We start from the raw sequence: 15,253 nt of genomic DNA on the forward strand, positions 1-15,253 counted from the left end.
ATCCCCTCAGCCCAGCCGGGGCCGGATCGTCTCGGTGAAGATCGTGGTCTTCTGATCCATCGTCAAGTGACATGCGGACCCCCGCCCCCGCTCCGACAGCTCCGGCAGCTCCGGCCGGACATCTACACAGCGGTCGGATCCCTCGACCTCGTCCCGGAAGGCGCACCGCGGGTGGAACGGGCACCCCGAGGGTGGGTTCAGCAGGGACGGAGGCGCGCCCGGAATCGGTGTGAGCGGTTCGTCCACATCCGCCGACAGCCGCGGCATGGATGCCAACAGACCCCAGGTGTACGGGTGTTGGGGGGACTTGAGCACCTCGCGGACCGTGCCGCGCTCGACCGCCCGCCCCGCGTACATCACGAGCAGATGGTCCGCCATGTTGGCGACCACCCCGAGATCGTGGGTGATGAAGATGATCGCGGAGCCGAACTCCTGCTGGAGGTCCTTCAGCAGGTCCAGGATCTGCGCCTGGACCGTCACGTCGAGGGCCGTCGTCGGCTCGTCGGCGATCAGCAGCTCCGGGTCGCAGACCAGCGCCATCGCGATCATCGCGCGCTGGCGCATACCGCCGGAGAACTGGTGCGGATAGTCGTCCACGCGCTGCTTGGCGTGCGGGATGCCGACCTTCTCCAGCATCTCGATCGCCCGCCGGCGCGCCTCCTTCTTGGACGCACCGGTGTGCTTGCGGAACGGCTCGCCGATCTGCCGCCCCACCGTGTGGTACGGCGACAGCGCGGTCAGCGCGTCCTGGAAGATCATCGCCATCTTGTTGCCGCGGAGCCGCTCGAACTCGGCCTCCGTGGCGGTGAGCAACTCCTTGCCGTCGAGGACGATCTCGCCCTCGACGGTGGTCGTCGCCGGGTTGTGCAGACCGAGGACGGTCAGGTTGGTGACGGACTTGCCGGATCCGGACTCGCCGACGATGCCGAGGGTCGTCCCCCGCTCCAGGTCGAAGGAGAGCCCGTCGACCGCCTTGACGGTGCCGTCCTCCGTGGAGAACCGCACATGCAGGTCGCGGACCGAGAGGAACGCGCCGGATCCGGTGGGCGCCGGGGCGTCCTCGGGCTTGGCGAGTGTGGTCACTGGGAGGTCTCCTCAAGCACTAGGACCGCCATCAGGACAGCCGCACACGCGGGTCGATCACCGCGTACAAGGCGTCCACGATGACATTGAGCAGAAGAATGAACGCGGCGCTGAAGATCATCACGCCCATGAGCTTCGGCAGGTCCTTGCCGACGACGGAATCCACGGCGAGCCGCCCGATGCCCGCGAGTCCGAAGGTGAACTCGGTGACGACGGCGCCGCCGAGCAGCGCGGACAGGTCCATGCCGAGGATGGTGAGGACGGGGATGAGCGAACCGCGCCAGGCGTACCGGAAGAAGACGTATCTGCCGGTCATGCCCTTCGCGCGGGCCGCGCGGACATGTTCCTCCTGGAGCTGCTCGATCATCGTCGAGCGCGCCATACGGGTGTAGTTGGCGGTGAAGATCACGGACATGACGAGCCAGGGGATCAGCAGGCCCATGAACCACCGCGCCGGATTCTCCGTGAGGGGCACGTAGCTGGGTTTGTCCAGCCAGCCGGTGCTGTACACGAAGATGCCGAGAACGACCGGACCCAGGAAGTAGATCTGCATCGAGCTGAGCACCAGCGAGACGCTGCTGAACACCTTGTCGAGCCAGGTCCCGCGGAAGCGGGCGGCGATCATGCCGGTGCCGAGGCCGACGACGAGGAAGACGAGCAGTCCGCCGACGGTGAGGGACAGCGTCAGCGGGAAGCGGTCCATGATCGTCGACCAGACCATCTGCTGGTCGCGGAAGGAGACCCCGAAGCAGGGGGCCGGGCAGTGGCCCACCGCGAAGTCCCGGCCGGCGAAGATACCGACGAGGAACTTCCAGTACTGCACCGGCACCGGATCGTCCAGCCCCAGGTTCTTGTGGATGATCGCGAGCGCGTCCGGGGTGCAGTTCTTGCCGCACGCGAGCGTCGCCGGGTCCTGGGGGATCGCGTAGTACATGAAGAAGGTGAAGGCGCTGATCAGCAGGAGGATGAGCATCGCGCCGAACGTCCGGCGAAGGAGAAATCGAAGCATGGCGGAACGCTGCTCTCAGGACGGCGACCGGGGACAGGGACGGCGCCCGGGGCGCACTCGGCACACCGCGAGGTGCGTGGGGCCGAGTGCGCCCCCGGGCCGTGTTCAGCTCTTCAGGAAGACCCGGGTCGGGTCGGTGTAGCTGGTCACCGTGGAGTAGCGCAGGCCACCCACGTTGGAGCCGGCGATCTGGAACGTCTTGGTGTAGTAGATCGGCGACGCCGGGTTGACCTTCTCGCTGATGTACTGGTTGAGGGTGGCCCACGCCTTGGTGGCCTCGGCGGTGTCCGTGATCTTCAGGATCCGCTTGATCTCGGAGTTCACGTGGTCGTCGTTGATGTGCGCGTAGTTGGACGCGCCGTCCTGGATCTGGGTGCCGTCGTACAGCGGCGGGAAGACGGTGGAGGCGGACGACCAGTCCTGGCCCCAGCCGGTCATGTAGATGTCGAAGCCGTTGTCGACCTTGCCGACCTGCTCGTACCAGGTGGCGGCGTCGACCTCCTTCTTCTGGACGTCGAGGCCGATCTTCGTGAGGGCGTTCTCGATCAGCACGGCCTGCTGCTGGCGGACCGGGATGTTGGAGTAGGCGTAGACGATCTTCTTGCCCTTGGCGCCCGCCTCCTCGACCAGCTTCTTGGCCTTCTCGATGTCACCGTTGGCGTGCTTGGCCCGGTCGAAGGGGTCGTACTCCTTCTGGTAGCCCGGAGTGGTCGGTGACATCAGGCTGTTGGCGACCTCACCGCCGTACGCGCCGCCGTCGGCCTTGAAGACCGCGGTGGACGGTATGGCGTAGGTGATCGCGTCGCGGAGCTTCTTGTCCTTGATGCGGTCCATGTTGAAGTTCATCTGCCACACGTACGGCGCGTAGCCCTGGATCGAACGCTTCATCGCGGCGGCGTCGGAGACGACCTTCTGCACCTGGGTGGTGGCGACCTGGCCGGTCATCATGATGGTGTTCTTGGCGTCACCGCGGTCGGCGAGGATCGTCTTGGTCTGGTCCTCGTCGTCGTGGTTGATCTCGATGTCGAAGCCGTCGACGTACTGGTGGCGCATGGCGTCCGAGGCCGGGTCCCAGTTCGTGTTCTTGACCAGCTTCACGCTCTTGCCGGCCTTGAACTCCGAGATCTTGTACGGGCCGATGGCAACCGGCTTGGTGTCGTACTTGGCCTTGGTGTCCGTCTTCTCGGGGACGACGGAGTAGCCGGCCATGGCGAGGGCCTGCGGCAGGTCGGGCTGCGGATCGGTGAAGTGGAAGACGACCGTCTTGGGGTCGGGGGTCGCCAGCACCGTGTCCGGCAGGTGCTGGCCCTTGAACGGGCCCCCGTACGCGTCGCGGTAGGCGGTGCCGGTGCCGGAGAGCCACTGCTGGATGTAGGACGGGCCGTCCGTGATGAACGGGTCGTAGAGCCGCTCGAAGGTGTGGCGGATGTCGGCCGAGTCGATCACATGACCGGTCTCGTCCTTGATCCCGTCCTTCAGCGTGTACGTCCAGGTCCTGCCGCCGTCCGACAGCTTCCCGGGGTCGGTGGCGAGGTCGCCGACCACGGTCAGGTTGCCCTTGGCGTCCTCCTTGTAGGTGGTCAGGCCGCGGAAGATGAGCTTGGAGAGCAGGCCGGCGTCGCTGACGTAGATCTGTGCGGGGTCGAGGTGCGAGAAGTCGTCCTCCTCGTAGACCTTGATCGTCCCGCCGGGCTTGGCGCCCGTGACCTCCTCGGCGGGCCCCGTGGAGTCCTGGGCGGTGCCCATCTTCACCGCGGCGGCCTGCGCGGCGGCCGCGTCCTTGCCCTTGCTCTTGCCCTTGGTGCTGCCGCTGTCACTGCTGCTGCAGCCGGCCAGCGCCAGGGCGCCTGCCGCGACCGCGACGACGGCGGTCCGCGCTCTGCGGGAACTGAGGATGCTCATCGAGTCGAGTCCACCTGCCTGTGAGTAGTGGGACTGGCTGTGCCGGGTGGGACGTGGTGGTACGCAGTGGAACCGTGCAACCGTGCAACCGTGCGGAAGAGGGCGGTCCGGAAGGGGACCGTGTGGAGCCGAACCGTGTCGAGCCGGACTGTGGGTGGAGCGGACCGTACGGATCGGGCCGTGTGGATCGGGCCGTGTGGATCGGGCCGTGTGGAGTTCGTCCATGCGGGCCGGGCCATGTGGAACCGGTCCATGCGCGACCGGGCCATGTGCAACCGGACCGTGCGAGGTCGGATCAGCGGCCCGTCTTGGGGTCGAAGGCGTCCCGGACCGAGTCGCCCAGGAGGTTGAAGGCCACGACGAAGACGACCATCGCGATGCCCGGGAAGAACATGTAGACGGGGTCCTGCTCGTAGATGTCCGCCCCGATGGCGAACATCCGGCCCCAGTCGGGGGTCGGTTCGGTGTAGCCGACGCCGACGAAGGAGAGGAACGCGACCGAGAGAATGGTGTTGGGCAGCATGTACGTGCCCTGCACCAGGATCGGTGTGACGAGGTTGGGCAGCAGTTCCTTGCGGATGATCCGCCACGGCGAGGCACCCGCGACCCTCGCCGCCTCGACGAACTCCCGCTCGCGCAGCGAGAGGGTGACCGCCCTGATCAGCCGGGCCAGGCCCATCCAGCCGAGGAACCAGAGCACGCCGATGATCGCGAGTGCGTGGATGTAGGTGGGGGTCTCCTCGTCCGGGGCGACGAACACCGCGGTGATCACGGGCATCGACGCGATCATGAACAACTGCTGCGGAAAGGCGAGCAGGAAGTCCGTGAGCCGGCCGAGCCAGTAGTCGACCTTGCCGCCGAAGTACCCGCCGACCAGGCCGATCACAATGCCCATGAACACCATCGCGAGCGTCGCCACGAGTGCTGTGTACAGCGAGGTGCGCATGCCGTACAGCAACTGGGTGAACACATCGCGCCCGAGGGTGGGTTCGATCCCGAACCAGAACTCCGACGTGATGCCGCCGTTGGGGCCGGCGGGCATGTTGAAGTCGTTCAGGAGCGTGGGATCGTCCTGCCCGTAGAGCGTGTACGGATTCTTGCCGTACAGCTTCGCGATCAACGGGGCGAGGGCGGCGACCAGGAAGAAGAACAGCACGACGTACGCCGAGATCACACCGCTGCGATCACGCTTGAACCGGCGCCACATCAGCTGTCCGGGCGATCTGCCCGTCAGCTTCTCCGGCTGCCCGGAGTTCTTCTCTTCGACCTTTTCGCCCACCTCGGGGGAGGCTTCCGCACCCTCGATCTCGATCGGACTCGTCATGATTCGTCCATTTCATGGATACGCCGAGCCCGCGGCCGCCACAGGGCGTGGGCGACCACGGTTCGGACCATGCGGATCAGGAGAGACGTATGCCTATCGGTCGCGGCGCGCGGGTGCGCGGCGTGCGACAACTCGCAGATGAACACGCGTAGTTGGCATCTGGTGCCTCCTCATGACTCAACCGGTGCACGGACAGAAGGGGCCTTCGACTGGCCTCCGACACCCCTGACGGAGGGTCAAACACCCCACTGTGCTCGTGAGTCGGCGCTGCTCCGCAGCGCATGACCCATTGACCCGAGCGTTACGCGGCTAACTATCTGACATGAGCCAGATACCGACCACTGCCTTTAGGTCTCGGTTCAATCACAGCTGACGTCTACATCTTCCAAAATCTGGACAAAGGGATCCTAGGGAGAAGCCCATGAAACGGACGTGTTACATGCCTATCGGGCGAAGGGTTCCGCATTTCGGACACGGCAGCTGGAAAATGAGTTGCAAAAAGCCCGGGCGCCCCCAAGATGGGGGCGCCCGGGCTCAGTCGGCCGGTGGATCAGCCGTACGGAACGAGCGGTCAGCCGTACGGAACGAACGGATCAGCCGTACCGGACGAGCGGATCAGCCGTGCTTGGCGCGGCTGGCGGAGCGACCGCGCTCCTTCTGGTCGAGGACGACCTTGCGGATGCGAACGGCCTCCGGGGTCACCTCGACGCACTCGTCGTCGCGGCAGAACTCCAGGGACTGCTCCAGGGAGAGCTTGCGCGGCGGGACGATCGCCTCGAACGAGTCGGCGGCGGCGGAGCGCATGTTGGTGAGCTTCTTCTCCTTGGTGATGTTCACGTCCATGTCGTCGGCGCGGGAGTTCTCGCCGACGATCATGCCCTCGTACACCTCGGTGCCGGGGTCGGTGAACAGCACGCCGCGCTCCTGGAGGTTCGTCATCGCGAACGCGGTGACGGCACCGGCGCGGTCGGCGACCAGCGAACCGTTGTTGCGGGTCGTCAGGGTGCCGAACCACGGCTCGTGGCCCTCGTGGATGGAGTGGGCGATGCCCGTGCCACGCGTGCCGGTCAGGAACTCGGTCCGGAAGCCGATGAGACCGCGGGACGGCACGACGAACTCCAGACGGACCCAGCCCGAGCCGTGGTTCGACATGTTGTCCATGCGGCCCTTGCGGACGCCCATGAGCTGCGTGACCGCGCCCATGTGCTCCTCGGGCACGTCGATCGTCATGCGCTCGACCGGCTCGTACGTCTTGCCCTCGACCTGCTGGGTGACGACCTGCGGCTTGCCGATGGTCAGCTCGAAGCCCTCGCGGCGCATCTGCTCGACCAGGATGGCGAGCGCCAGCTCACCACGGCCCTGGACCTCCCAGGCGTCCGGGCGCTCGGTGTCGAGCACACGGAGCGAGACGTTACCGACCAGCTCGCGGTCGAGGCGGTCCTTGACCTGGCGGGCGGTGACCTTGCGGTCCTTGACGGCGGCCTTCGCGGTGGCGCCCTTGCCGGTGCCGCCACGGCCGACCAGCGGCGAGGTGTTCGTACCGATGGTCATGGAGATCGCCGGCTCGTCGACCGTGATCAGCGGCAGCGCGATCGGGTTCTCGGGGTCGGCGAGGGTCTCGCCGATCATGATGTCCGGGATACCGGCCACGGCACAGATGTCACCGGGGCCCGCCATCTCGGCCGGCTTGCGGGTGAGCGCCTCGGTCATCAGCAGCTCGGTGATGCGCACGTTGGACATCGTGCCGTCGCGCTTGATCCACGTGACGGTCTGGCCCTTGCGCAGCTCGCCCTGCTCGACGCGGAGCAGCGCGATACGGCCGAGGAAGTTGTCCGCGTCCAGGTTGGTGACGTGCGCCTGGAGCGGGGCGGCCTCGTCGAACTGGGGGGCCGGGACGTGCGACAGGATCGTGGAGAAGAAGGGCTCCAGGTTGTCGCTGTCCTGCGGGACGGTGCCGTTCTCGGGCTTGGTCAGCGAGGCCACACCGTCGCGCGCACACGCGTAGACGATCGGGAACTCGATCTGCTCCTCGTCCGCGTCCAGGTCCAGGAAGAGGTCGTAGGTCTCGTTGACGACCTCGTCGATCCGGGAGTCCGGGCGGTCCGTCTTGTTGATGCACAGGATGACCGGCAGGCGCTGCTGAAGCGCCTTGCGGAGCACGAAGCGGGTCTGCGGCAGCGGGCCCTCGGAGGCGTCGACGAGCAGCACCACCGCGTCCACCATCGACAGACCGCGCTCGACCTCGCCACCGAAGTCGGCGTGGCCCGGGGTGTCGATGATGTTGATGGTGATGACGTCGCCGCCATCCTTCGGGTGGTACTTGACGGCCGTGTTCTTGGCCAGGATCGTGATGCCCTTCTCACGCTCCAGGTCGTTCGAGTCCATCATGCGGTCGTCAAGCGACTCGGCGGCGTGCGCGGCGAAGGCACCGGCCTGCTTGAGCATGGCGTCGACCAGGGTGGTCTTGCCATGGTCGACGTGGGCGACGATGGCGACGTTGCGGATGTCGTGGCGCGTGGCCATATTGAGGCGCTTCTCCCGGAGTGAGTGGACGGCCTGCGCGTACGTCAGTGCTACGCGGACCCTGCCGGGCGGGACACGCCACGGCCTTACCCCATGGTACGTGTCCCTGAGAGAGGCGACCTCCGCAGGTCCCTCGGCCCTACTTCCCCGACGGGCTCGCCGAGGGCTTCGCGCCCTTCTTCAAGAAGCCCATGTCTTCGTACAACGGGGTCTGGAAGCCGAAGGCGCCGGCGTTGGCGAGATCCGAACGGACGGCCGTGAGCTGGGGGCGCTGGTAGAGGGGAATCGATCCGGCGGTGGCCCAGATACGGGCGTCGGCCTTGCGGACCAGGGAGCGCGACTCGTCCTCGTCCAGCGTGGCGATGGCCTGGTCGAAGAGCTGGTCGACCTGGTCGGTGCCGACCCGGGTGTAGTTCTGCTCGACGCTGAGGGAGCCGTCGGCGGCCGGGACCGGCTTGGCGTAGATCGGGCGGGCGTCGGTGGCCGGGAAGGCGGAGGCGGGCCAGGAGTACAGCGCCAGGTCGTACTGGCCCGAGGCGATGTGATCCTTGAAGTAGCTGTCGTCCGAGACCTTGGAGGTCTCCGTACGGATGCCGATGCGCTCCAGCATCCGCGAGATGCGGTCGGCGACGGCGCGCAGGGAGTCCGAGCCGGGGCCCGAGGGCAGTACGAAGCGCAGCGTCAGCGGGTTGCCGTCCTTGGCGAGCGCACCGGCCGCGGCGCCCGCCGGGGCGGCCGTGCCCTTGGGCGCGTACGCACCCGGCGCCCCGCCCCGGCGGGTGTCCTTGGGGGCGTCCTTGGGGGCGTCCTTGGGGGCGTCCTTGTGGGCGTCCTTGTGGGCGTACTGCCTGTCGTCGAGGTGCTTGCCCGCCCGATCGTCCGCGTTCCGGTCCTGGTGCCCCGTGCGCTTCTCGGAGTGGTCCTTCGGGTCCTTCTTCTCGCGCTTCTCCCGGTCGGTGTCGGCGGGCTTGTTGTCCTCACCGACGATGTACGTCCCGTCGTCGGAATCGGAATCAGGATCGGAATCGGAATCGCTGCCGGTATCGGCGTCCGAGTCGGCCTTCTTGCCCTCGGGCCCCGCCACCTTGTCCTTGTCCTTGTCCTTGTCCTTGTCCTTGTCCTTGTCCTTGTCCTTGTCCTTGTCCTTGTCCTTGTCCTTGTCCTTCTCCTTGTTCTTCTCCTTCTGTTCCTTCACCGGCCCTCCGAGCACCCACCCGGCGTCCGCCAGCAGTGCCTGCGCCTCCTTGGTGTCCTGGCCGCCGAGCGCGCCGCTGTTGTCGGCGTAGGCCGGCTGGCCGGAGAGCGCGAGGTGGCTGCCGACCGGCACGGCGGGCAGGCCCAGCGGTCCCAGGACGGCCTGGGCGAGTTCGTCGCGGTTGAGGGCGCGGGCGACGGCGCGGCGGACGCGCTCGTCGGCGAGCGGGCCCTCGGAGCCGTTCAGGGCGAGCTGGGTGTAGGCGGGTTCGAGGGACTTGCGGATCACGAAGTCGCGCAGGGCCTGCTGCTGGCGGGTGTACTGCGCGATCGCCTTGCGCTGCTTGTCGCGCGCCTGGATCTCGTCGTGCGCGGCGTCCTCGTCGGAGCCGTGCGCGAGGGCCCAGGAGCGCAGCGCCTTCGCGGGGGTGAGCGCGACGCCCGGCCCCTGGAGCGGCACGCCGCCCTTGTCGCGGGCGGCGAGCGTGATCCGGTTGGCCTCCTCGGGGTCGACCTCGGCCATGTCGATCTTGTCGGTGGCCAGTGCGGTGGCGCGCTGGTCGCGGGCGACGGCGACCAGTGAGATCTCGGCCAGCTTGGCGGGGCGGCCCCACCAGCGCGGGTTGCGGGCGAGGCGGACCTCGCCGGTCTGCACGTCGACCTTCTGCAGGGCGAAGGGCCCCGCCGTGACCTGCAGCTTGCGCCGCGCGCCGTCGTTGAAGGCGTCCGCGGTTCCCATCACGTCCTTCGGGTACAGCGGTGAGAACAGCGACTTCCAGTCGGCGTACGGGCGGCTGAAGGTGACGCGGACCTCAAGGTTGCTCCTGCCGCGCTCGATCTTCTCGATGCGGTCGTAGCCGGCGTTGCGGGCCGTCCAGTACGCGCTGTCCTTGCCGGACAGGGCGCGCCACTGGGCGGCGAAGTCGGTGGCGCCGATCTCGCGGCCGTCGCTCCAGACCGCCTGCTGGTTGAGCTTGTAGAGCACGACCTGCTTGGGCTCACTCTCGATGATCTTGGCCGATTCGAGATAGTCGGGGTTGAGCTGGGGGTGGCCGTTGCGGTCGAGGCGGTACAGGGAGGGCAGTACGGCGCCGGCCACCCGGGAGGTCGCGGCGTCGGCGTCGGCCTGGAAGGTGTTGAGGGTTTCCGGTACGGCGTCCACGGCCCAGCGCAGGGTGCCGCCGTCCGCGATCAGGTCGCGGGTCGCGGGCGCGATGTCCTGCGTGGCGACGGGCTTGTCCGCGTCGTCCCGCGCGCTGCACGCGGCGAGGGCGGGTACCGCGAGCGCGCCCGCGGTGAGAAACGCGACCGAGCGCATCACCGCGCGCAGTCCGACGCCGTCGTGGGACATCACTGCAACCTCCGGTGGGGGGAACGAGGCCGGATCTGATCACGTTTGGCGGTATTTGCGGCTGATCAGATCTATGCACCCACTGAAGGGGAGGCGGACCGTGTGGGCACGGCGACACGACGAAGGACACCCGGAACCCCACCCGCACGGCGCAACAAAACCCGTCCCCGGGGGCTCCGCCCCCACCCCCGCCGCCCATCCACGGGGGGCGCGTTCCGGAGGGCGTGAGCCCTCAATCCGTGCAAATCTCTTCCCAGAGCTCGGTGTGACGCGCAACACTCGCAGGCGCATGAACGTTGCCGCCTTGGGCCACAGAGCCCGTGGAAGTGAGGGCAAGTCATGTCCGTGCACGACGACCTGACGTCAGTCCAGCGCTGCATCGACGACCTCGTGAGGTCCGTGGGCCGCCTGGAGCAGCAGATCGGTGGCGGTGGTCTGGAGATGCGTCGCGTCCGGGCCGACACCGACCACCTGCGCGAAAGCGTCGCGCTCCTGCGCGAGACCGCCCCGGGCCTCGCCCCACCCCGGCGCCCCGATCTCGTCCCGATCCCCGACACCCCGTACGACCGCTCCATGTGGACAGACCTCGGGGACACGGACGACGAGGGACTCGGCGCCCGCGACCGCCACGCCCCCTGAACCCGACCGGAGTCATGAGTTGGCCACTGGTACGGAACCTCATCCGAACAGCGGCGGCGTACGAACCGGTACGCGCGCCGCGATCACCGCCCCGCATCTGCGCACCGACCGCTGGTGGCTGGCGCCCGCCGTCACCGCCGCCGGGCTGCTGGCCTTCGTCGTGTACTCGACCTGGCGGGCCTTCGCGGACACGGACTACTACGCGGCGCCGTACGTCTCGCCGTTCTACTCGCCCTGTCTGGCCGAGCGGTGCCGGACGATGCACGCGGGCCCCAACGCGGACCTCTTCGGGAGCTGGTGGGGCATCTCCCCCGCCATCATCATCCTGATCTTCCCGCTCGGTTTCCGGCTGACCTGCTACTACTACCGCAAGGCCTACTACCGCGGCTTCTGGGCGTCGCCGCCGGCCTGCGCGGTCGCCGAGCCGCACAAGAAGTACACCGGCGAGACCCGCTTCCCGCTCATCCTGCAGAACGTCCACCGGTACTTCTTCTACGCCGCGCTCGTCGTCGCCGGGATCCTGACCTACGACACCGTGCTCTCCTTCCGCGACGAGCACTACCACTGGGGCCACATGGGCCTGGGCACCCTGGTCTTCCTGCTCAACATCACGCTGATCTGGGCGTACACCCTCTCCTGCCACTCCTGCCGGCACATCGTCGGCGGCAAGCTCAAGCACTTCTCCAAGCATCCCGTGCGCTACCGGATGTGGCAGTGGGTCGGAAAGCTGAACGCCCGCCACATGCAGCTCGCCTGGGCGTCGCTGGTGAGCGTGGCGCTCGCCGACTTCTACGTCTATCTCGTCGCGTCCGGTGCCTTCGACGATCCGCGCTTCTTCTAGCTGAGTGGGGCCCTCTGATGTCCGTGGTTGACAGGCAGGAGTGGGACGTTGTCGTGGTCGGCGCCGGCGGCGCCGGACTGCGCGCCGCCATCGAGGCGCGCGAGCGTGGCGCCCGTACGGCCGTGATCTGCAAGTCGCTGTTCGGCAAGGCACACACGGTGATGGCCGAGGGCGGCATCGCGGCCGCCATGGGCAACGTCAACTCCGGCGACAACTGGCAGGTCCACTTCCGCGACACCATGCGCGGCGGGAAGTTCCTCAACCAGTGGCGGATGGCCGAGCTGCACGCGAAGGAAGCCCCGGACCGGGTGTGGGAGCTGGAGACCTGGGGCGCCCTCTTCGACCGTACGAAGGACGGGCGGATCTCGCAGCGCAACTTCGGCGGGCACGAGTACCCGCGGCTCGCCCATGTCGGCGACCGGACCGGGCTCGAACTCATCCGGACCCTCCAGCAGAAGATCGTGTCGCTCCAGCAGGAGGACATGAAGGAGACCGGGGACTACGAGAGCCGGCTGAAGGTGTACCAGGAGTGCACCGTCACCCGGGTGCTGAAGGACGGCGGCCGTGTCTCCGGGGTGTTCTGCTACGAGCGCGAGTCCGGGCGTTTCTTCGTGCTCGAAGCCCCCTCCGTCGTCATCGCCACCGGCGGCATCGGCAAGTCCTTCAAGGTGACGTCGAACTCGTGGGAGTACACGGGCGACGGACACGCCCTCGCGCTGCTCGCCGGGGCGCCGCTGCTCAACATGGAGTTCGTGCAGTTCCATCCGACGGGCATGGTCTGGCCGCCGTCGGTGAAGGGGATCCTGGTCACCGAGTCGGTGCGCGGCGACGGCGGGGTGCTCAAAAACTCCGACGGCAAGCGGTTCATGTTCGACTACATCCCGGACGTCTTCAAGGAGAAGTACGCGCAGTCCGAGGAGGAGGGCGACCGCTGGTACGAGGACCCGGACCACAACCGGCGTCCCCCGGAGCTGCTGCCCCGCGACGAGGTCGCCCGCGCCATCAACTCCGAGGTGAAGGCGGGTCGCGGGTCGCCGCACGGCGGGGTCTTCCTCGATGTGTCGACCCGTATGCCCGCCGACGTGATCCGGCGCCGGCTGCCCTCCATGTACCACCAGTTCAAGGAACTCGCGGACGTCGACATCACGGCGGAGGCGATGGAGGTCGGGCCGACCTGTCACTACGTGATGGGCGGCATCGCGGTCGACTCGGACTCGGCGGCCGCACGCGGCGTACCGGGGCTGTTCGCCGCCGGTGAGGTCGCGGGCGGTATGCACGGCTCCAACCGGCTCGGCGGGAACTCGCTCTCCGACCTGCTGGTCTTCGGACGGCGGGCGGGCGGGCACGCCGCCGAGTACGCCGCCGACCTGGCCGGGGACCGCCCGCCCGTGGACGACATCCAGATCGACACGGCGGCGGCCGAGGCGCTGCGGCCCTTCTCGGCCGAGGGTCCGCGACCCGGTGCGGAGAACGGGCGGCCGCCCGAGAACCCGTACACCCTCCACCAGGAACTCCAACAGGCCATGAACGACCTGGTCGGCATCATCCGGCGCGAGGCCGAGATGGAAAAGGCCCTGGAGAAGCTCGGCGAGCTGCGGGTACGGGCGCTGCGGGCGGGAGTCGAGGGCCACCGGCAGTTCAACCCCGGCTGGCACCTCGCGCTCGACCTGCGCAACATGCTCCTGGTCAGCGAATGCGTCGCCCGCGCCGCCCTGGAACGCACGGAGTCGCGCGGCGGCCACACCCGCGAGGACCATCCGACGATGGAGCGGACCTGGCGCCGCGTCAACCTCCTGTGCGGGCTCACCGATCCCACCGGCGGGTCGGCGGCCACCGATCCGGTGCACGGCCAGATCGACCTGACCCGCGAGACCACCGAACCCATTCGCCCCGACCTGCTCGCCCTCTTCGAGAAGGAGGAGCTGGTCAAGTACCTCGCCGAAGAGGAGCTCTACCAGTGAGCAGCTACGAGGCCCGCTTCAAGGTGTGGCGCGGGGATGCCGAGGGCGGCGGCCTGGAGGACTTCGCGGTCGAGGTCAACGACGGTGAGGTGGTGCTCGACATCATCCACCGGCTCCAGGCGACACAGGCCCAGGACCTCGCCGTCCGCTGGAACTGCAAGGCGGGCAAGTGCGGTTCGTGCTCGGCGGAGGTCAACGGGCGTCCCCGGCTGATGTGCATGACCCGTATGTCGGTGTTCACGCGGGAGGAGACGATCACCGTCACACCGCTGCGCGCCTTTCCGGTCGTACGGGATCTCGTCACGGACGTGGGCTTCAACTACGCGAAGGCGCGGCAGGTCCCGGCCTTCGTGCCTCCCGCGGGTCTCGGCCCCGGCGAGTACCGCATGCAGCAGGAGGACGTGGACCGCTCGCAGGAGTTCCGCAAGTGCATCGAGTGCTTCCTGTGCCAGGACACCTGCCATGTCGTGCGTGACCACGAGGAGAACAAGCCCGCGTTCGCGGGCCCGCGCTTCCTGATGCGCGTCGCCGAACTGGACATGCACCCGCTGGACGCGGCCGCCGACACCGGCCTGGACCGCAAACGCACCGCCCAGGACGAGCACGGCCTCGGCTACTGCAACATCACCAAGTGCTGCACCGAGGTCTGCCCCGAGGGCATCAAGATCACGGACAACGCCCTGATCCCCTTGAAGGAACGGGCGGTCGACCGCAAGTACGACCCGCTGGTGTGGCTGGGTTCGAAGATCAGGAGGCGGGATTCGTCATCGTAGGAGCGGTGGGGCCGCGGCGGCGGTCTCGGGTCGCCCGGTGCATCAGGGCGGCCCCGGTGATCAGGCCCGCGCCGCTCACGAGGGCGCCCGCGAACTGGAGGAAGCCGGGGCCCGAGAAGGCCAGGTTCAACGACTGGAGCGCGACGGCCGCCGTCACCAGCAGCGCGCCCCGGCCCCACAGGCGGCGCCGGACGACGGGACGGCGCTCCCACCCCGGCACCCGGCCGCCGCGCACGGCGACGATCCCGACGGCCGCCGCGAGTCCGAGGACCACGCCCTCGCCGAGGCCCGCCGCGAAGAGCCAGGGCCCTGTCATCGGCGTTCGGGGATGCCGGGGCGACCGGGACGCTGCGAGAGCGTCTGCAGCCAGAGCCCCGCGAAGAACATGGCCATACCGGTCATCGCCAAGGGCGCCATGCTGAGGTCGGGGCCTCTGAGCGGCCCGATGAACATGTACAGGGACATGCCGACGGCCCCCATCACGGCGCCGTACCCCCACAGCTTCGGCCGGAGGACGCGTCTGCGACCCCAGGGCGGCACCCAGCCCGTGATGATCCCGGCGATCCCCATCAGCGCCAAGCCCGTCATCGCCAGCGCGGCGAAGCCCACCAGATACAGGTGCACCGTCTCTCCCTCCCCCACAGCGCGCCGAC

Annotated in this window: 12 protein-coding genes; 4 read left to right on the forward strand and 8 right to left on the reverse strand. The window is 68.2% G+C overall.

Translation table 11 applies throughout. The annotated features are described in order from the left end of the window. Positions 1 to 6 precede the first annotated feature (6 nt). The 6 genes from RV986_RS18520 to RV986_RS18545 all read right to left on the reverse strand — a co-directional run bounded on the left by RV986_RS18520 (position 7) and on the right by RV986_RS18545 (position 10,386). A complete protein-coding gene (locus RV986_RS18520) occupies positions 7 to 1,083 on the reverse strand; it encodes an ABC transporter ATP-binding protein (protein ID WP_475918472.1) in 1,077 nt (358 codons plus the stop codon). A gap of 31 nt (positions 1,084 to 1,114) precedes the next feature. After that, positions 1,115 to 2,092, reverse strand: a complete 978-nt coding sequence (locus RV986_RS18525) for an ABC transporter permease (protein WP_475918473.1) — start codon at positions 2,090 to 2,092, stop codon at positions 1,115 to 1,117. 105 nt (positions 2,093 to 2,197) lie between these two features. After that, positions 2,198 to 3,994, reverse strand: a complete 1,797-nt coding sequence (locus RV986_RS18530; RefSeq protein ID WP_475918474.1) for an ABC transporter substrate-binding protein — start codon at positions 3,992 to 3,994, stop codon at positions 2,198 to 2,200. Between the two features lie 295 nt (positions 3,995 to 4,289). Continuing rightward, positions 4,290 to 5,318: an ABC transporter permease gene (locus RV986_RS18535; protein WP_475918475.1), complete on the reverse strand. Its 1,029-nt coding sequence runs from the start codon at positions 5,316 to 5,318 to the stop codon at positions 4,290 to 4,292. Positions 5,319 to 5,933: 615 nt separating this feature from the next. Then, the gene (gene typA / locus RV986_RS18540; RefSeq protein WP_475918476.1) at positions 5,934 to 7,841 is read right to left on the reverse strand and encodes a translational GTPase TypA; all 1,908 of its coding nucleotides are present in this window, start codon (positions 7,839 to 7,841) and stop codon (positions 5,934 to 5,936) included. Between the two features lie 139 nt (positions 7,842 to 7,980). Then, positions 7,981 to 10,386, reverse strand: coding sequence for an ABC transporter family substrate-binding protein (locus tag RV986_RS18545; RefSeq protein WP_475918477.1), 2,406 nt, complete (start codon positions 10,384 to 10,386; stop codon positions 7,981 to 7,983). Positions 10,387 to 10,725: 339 nt separating this feature from the next. Here RV986_RS18545 and RV986_RS18550 point away from each other — a divergent pair, with 339 nt between their 5' ends. The 4 genes from RV986_RS18550 to RV986_RS18565 are packed head-to-tail and all read left to right on the forward strand — an operon-like array spanning position 10,726 to position 14,600. Next, positions 10,726 to 11,025, forward strand: a complete 300-nt coding sequence (locus RV986_RS18550) for a hypothetical protein (protein WP_475918478.1) — start codon at positions 10,726 to 10,728, stop codon at positions 11,023 to 11,025. 19 nt (positions 11,026 to 11,044) lie between these two features. Then, entirely contained in the window at positions 11,045 to 11,866 is an 822-nt protein-coding gene (locus tag RV986_RS18555) for a hypothetical protein (RefSeq protein WP_475918479.1), read from the forward strand. A gap of 17 nt (positions 11,867 to 11,883) precedes the next feature. Continuing rightward, positions 11,884 to 13,827 carry a fumarate reductase/succinate dehydrogenase flavoprotein subunit gene (locus tag RV986_RS18560; RefSeq protein WP_475918480.1) on the forward strand — a complete coding sequence of 648 codons (1,944 nt, stop codon included), beginning with the start codon at positions 11,884 to 11,886 and terminating at the stop codon, positions 13,825 to 13,827. Beyond that, positions 13,824 to 14,600, forward strand: coding sequence for a succinate dehydrogenase/fumarate reductase iron-sulfur subunit (locus RV986_RS18565; protein WP_475918481.1), 777 nt, complete (start codon positions 13,824 to 13,826; stop codon positions 14,598 to 14,600). The genes RV986_RS18560 and RV986_RS18565 overlap by 4 nt, the downstream gene beginning before the upstream one ends. Here RV986_RS18565 and RV986_RS18570 read toward each other — a convergent pair. Together RV986_RS18570 and RV986_RS18575 are read right to left on the reverse strand one after the other, a co-directional pair. After that, a complete protein-coding gene (locus RV986_RS18570) occupies positions 14,575 to 14,916 on the reverse strand; it encodes a hypothetical protein (protein ID WP_475918482.1) in 342 nt (113 codons plus the stop codon). The genes RV986_RS18565 and RV986_RS18570 overlap by 26 nt on opposite strands. Further along, entirely contained in the window at positions 14,913 to 15,224 is a 312-nt protein-coding gene (locus RV986_RS18575; RefSeq protein ID WP_475918483.1) for a hypothetical protein, read from the reverse strand. The genes RV986_RS18570 and RV986_RS18575 overlap by 4 nt, the downstream gene beginning before the upstream one ends. Between the last annotated feature and the right edge of the window lie 29 nt (positions 15,225 to 15,253).

It is taken from the genome of Streptomyces sp. RLA012, assembly GCF_056270325.1.

Coding starts and splice junctions, on each gene's coding strand:
- typA (WP_475918476.1), bottom strand. CDS start 7,841: ATGGCCACGCGCCACGACATCCGCAACGTCGCCATCGTCGCCCACGTC.
- RV986_RS18530 (WP_475918474.1), bottom strand. CDS start 3,994: ATGAGCATCCTCAGTTCCCGCAGAGCGCGGACCGCCGTCGTCGCGGTC.
- RV986_RS18535 (WP_475918475.1), bottom strand. CDS start 5,318: ATGACGAGTCCGATCGAGATCGAGGGTGCGGAAGCCTCCCCCGAGGTG.
- RV986_RS18550 (WP_475918478.1), top strand. CDS start 10,726: ATGTCCGTGCACGACGACCTGACGTCAGTCCAGCGCTGCATCGACGAC.
- RV986_RS18545 (WP_475918477.1), bottom strand. CDS start 10,386: ATGTCCCACGACGGCGTCGGACTGCGCGCGGTGATGCGCTCGGTCGCG.
- RV986_RS18525 (WP_475918473.1), bottom strand. CDS start 2,092: ATGCTTCGATTTCTCCTTCGCCGGACGTTCGGCGCGATGCTCATCCTC.
- RV986_RS18560 (WP_475918480.1), top strand. CDS start 11,884: ATGTCCGTGGTTGACAGGCAGGAGTGGGACGTTGTCGTGGTCGGCGCC.
- RV986_RS18570 (WP_475918482.1), bottom strand. CDS start 14,916: ATGACAGGGCCCTGGCTCTTCGCGGCGGGCCTCGGCGAGGGCGTGGTC.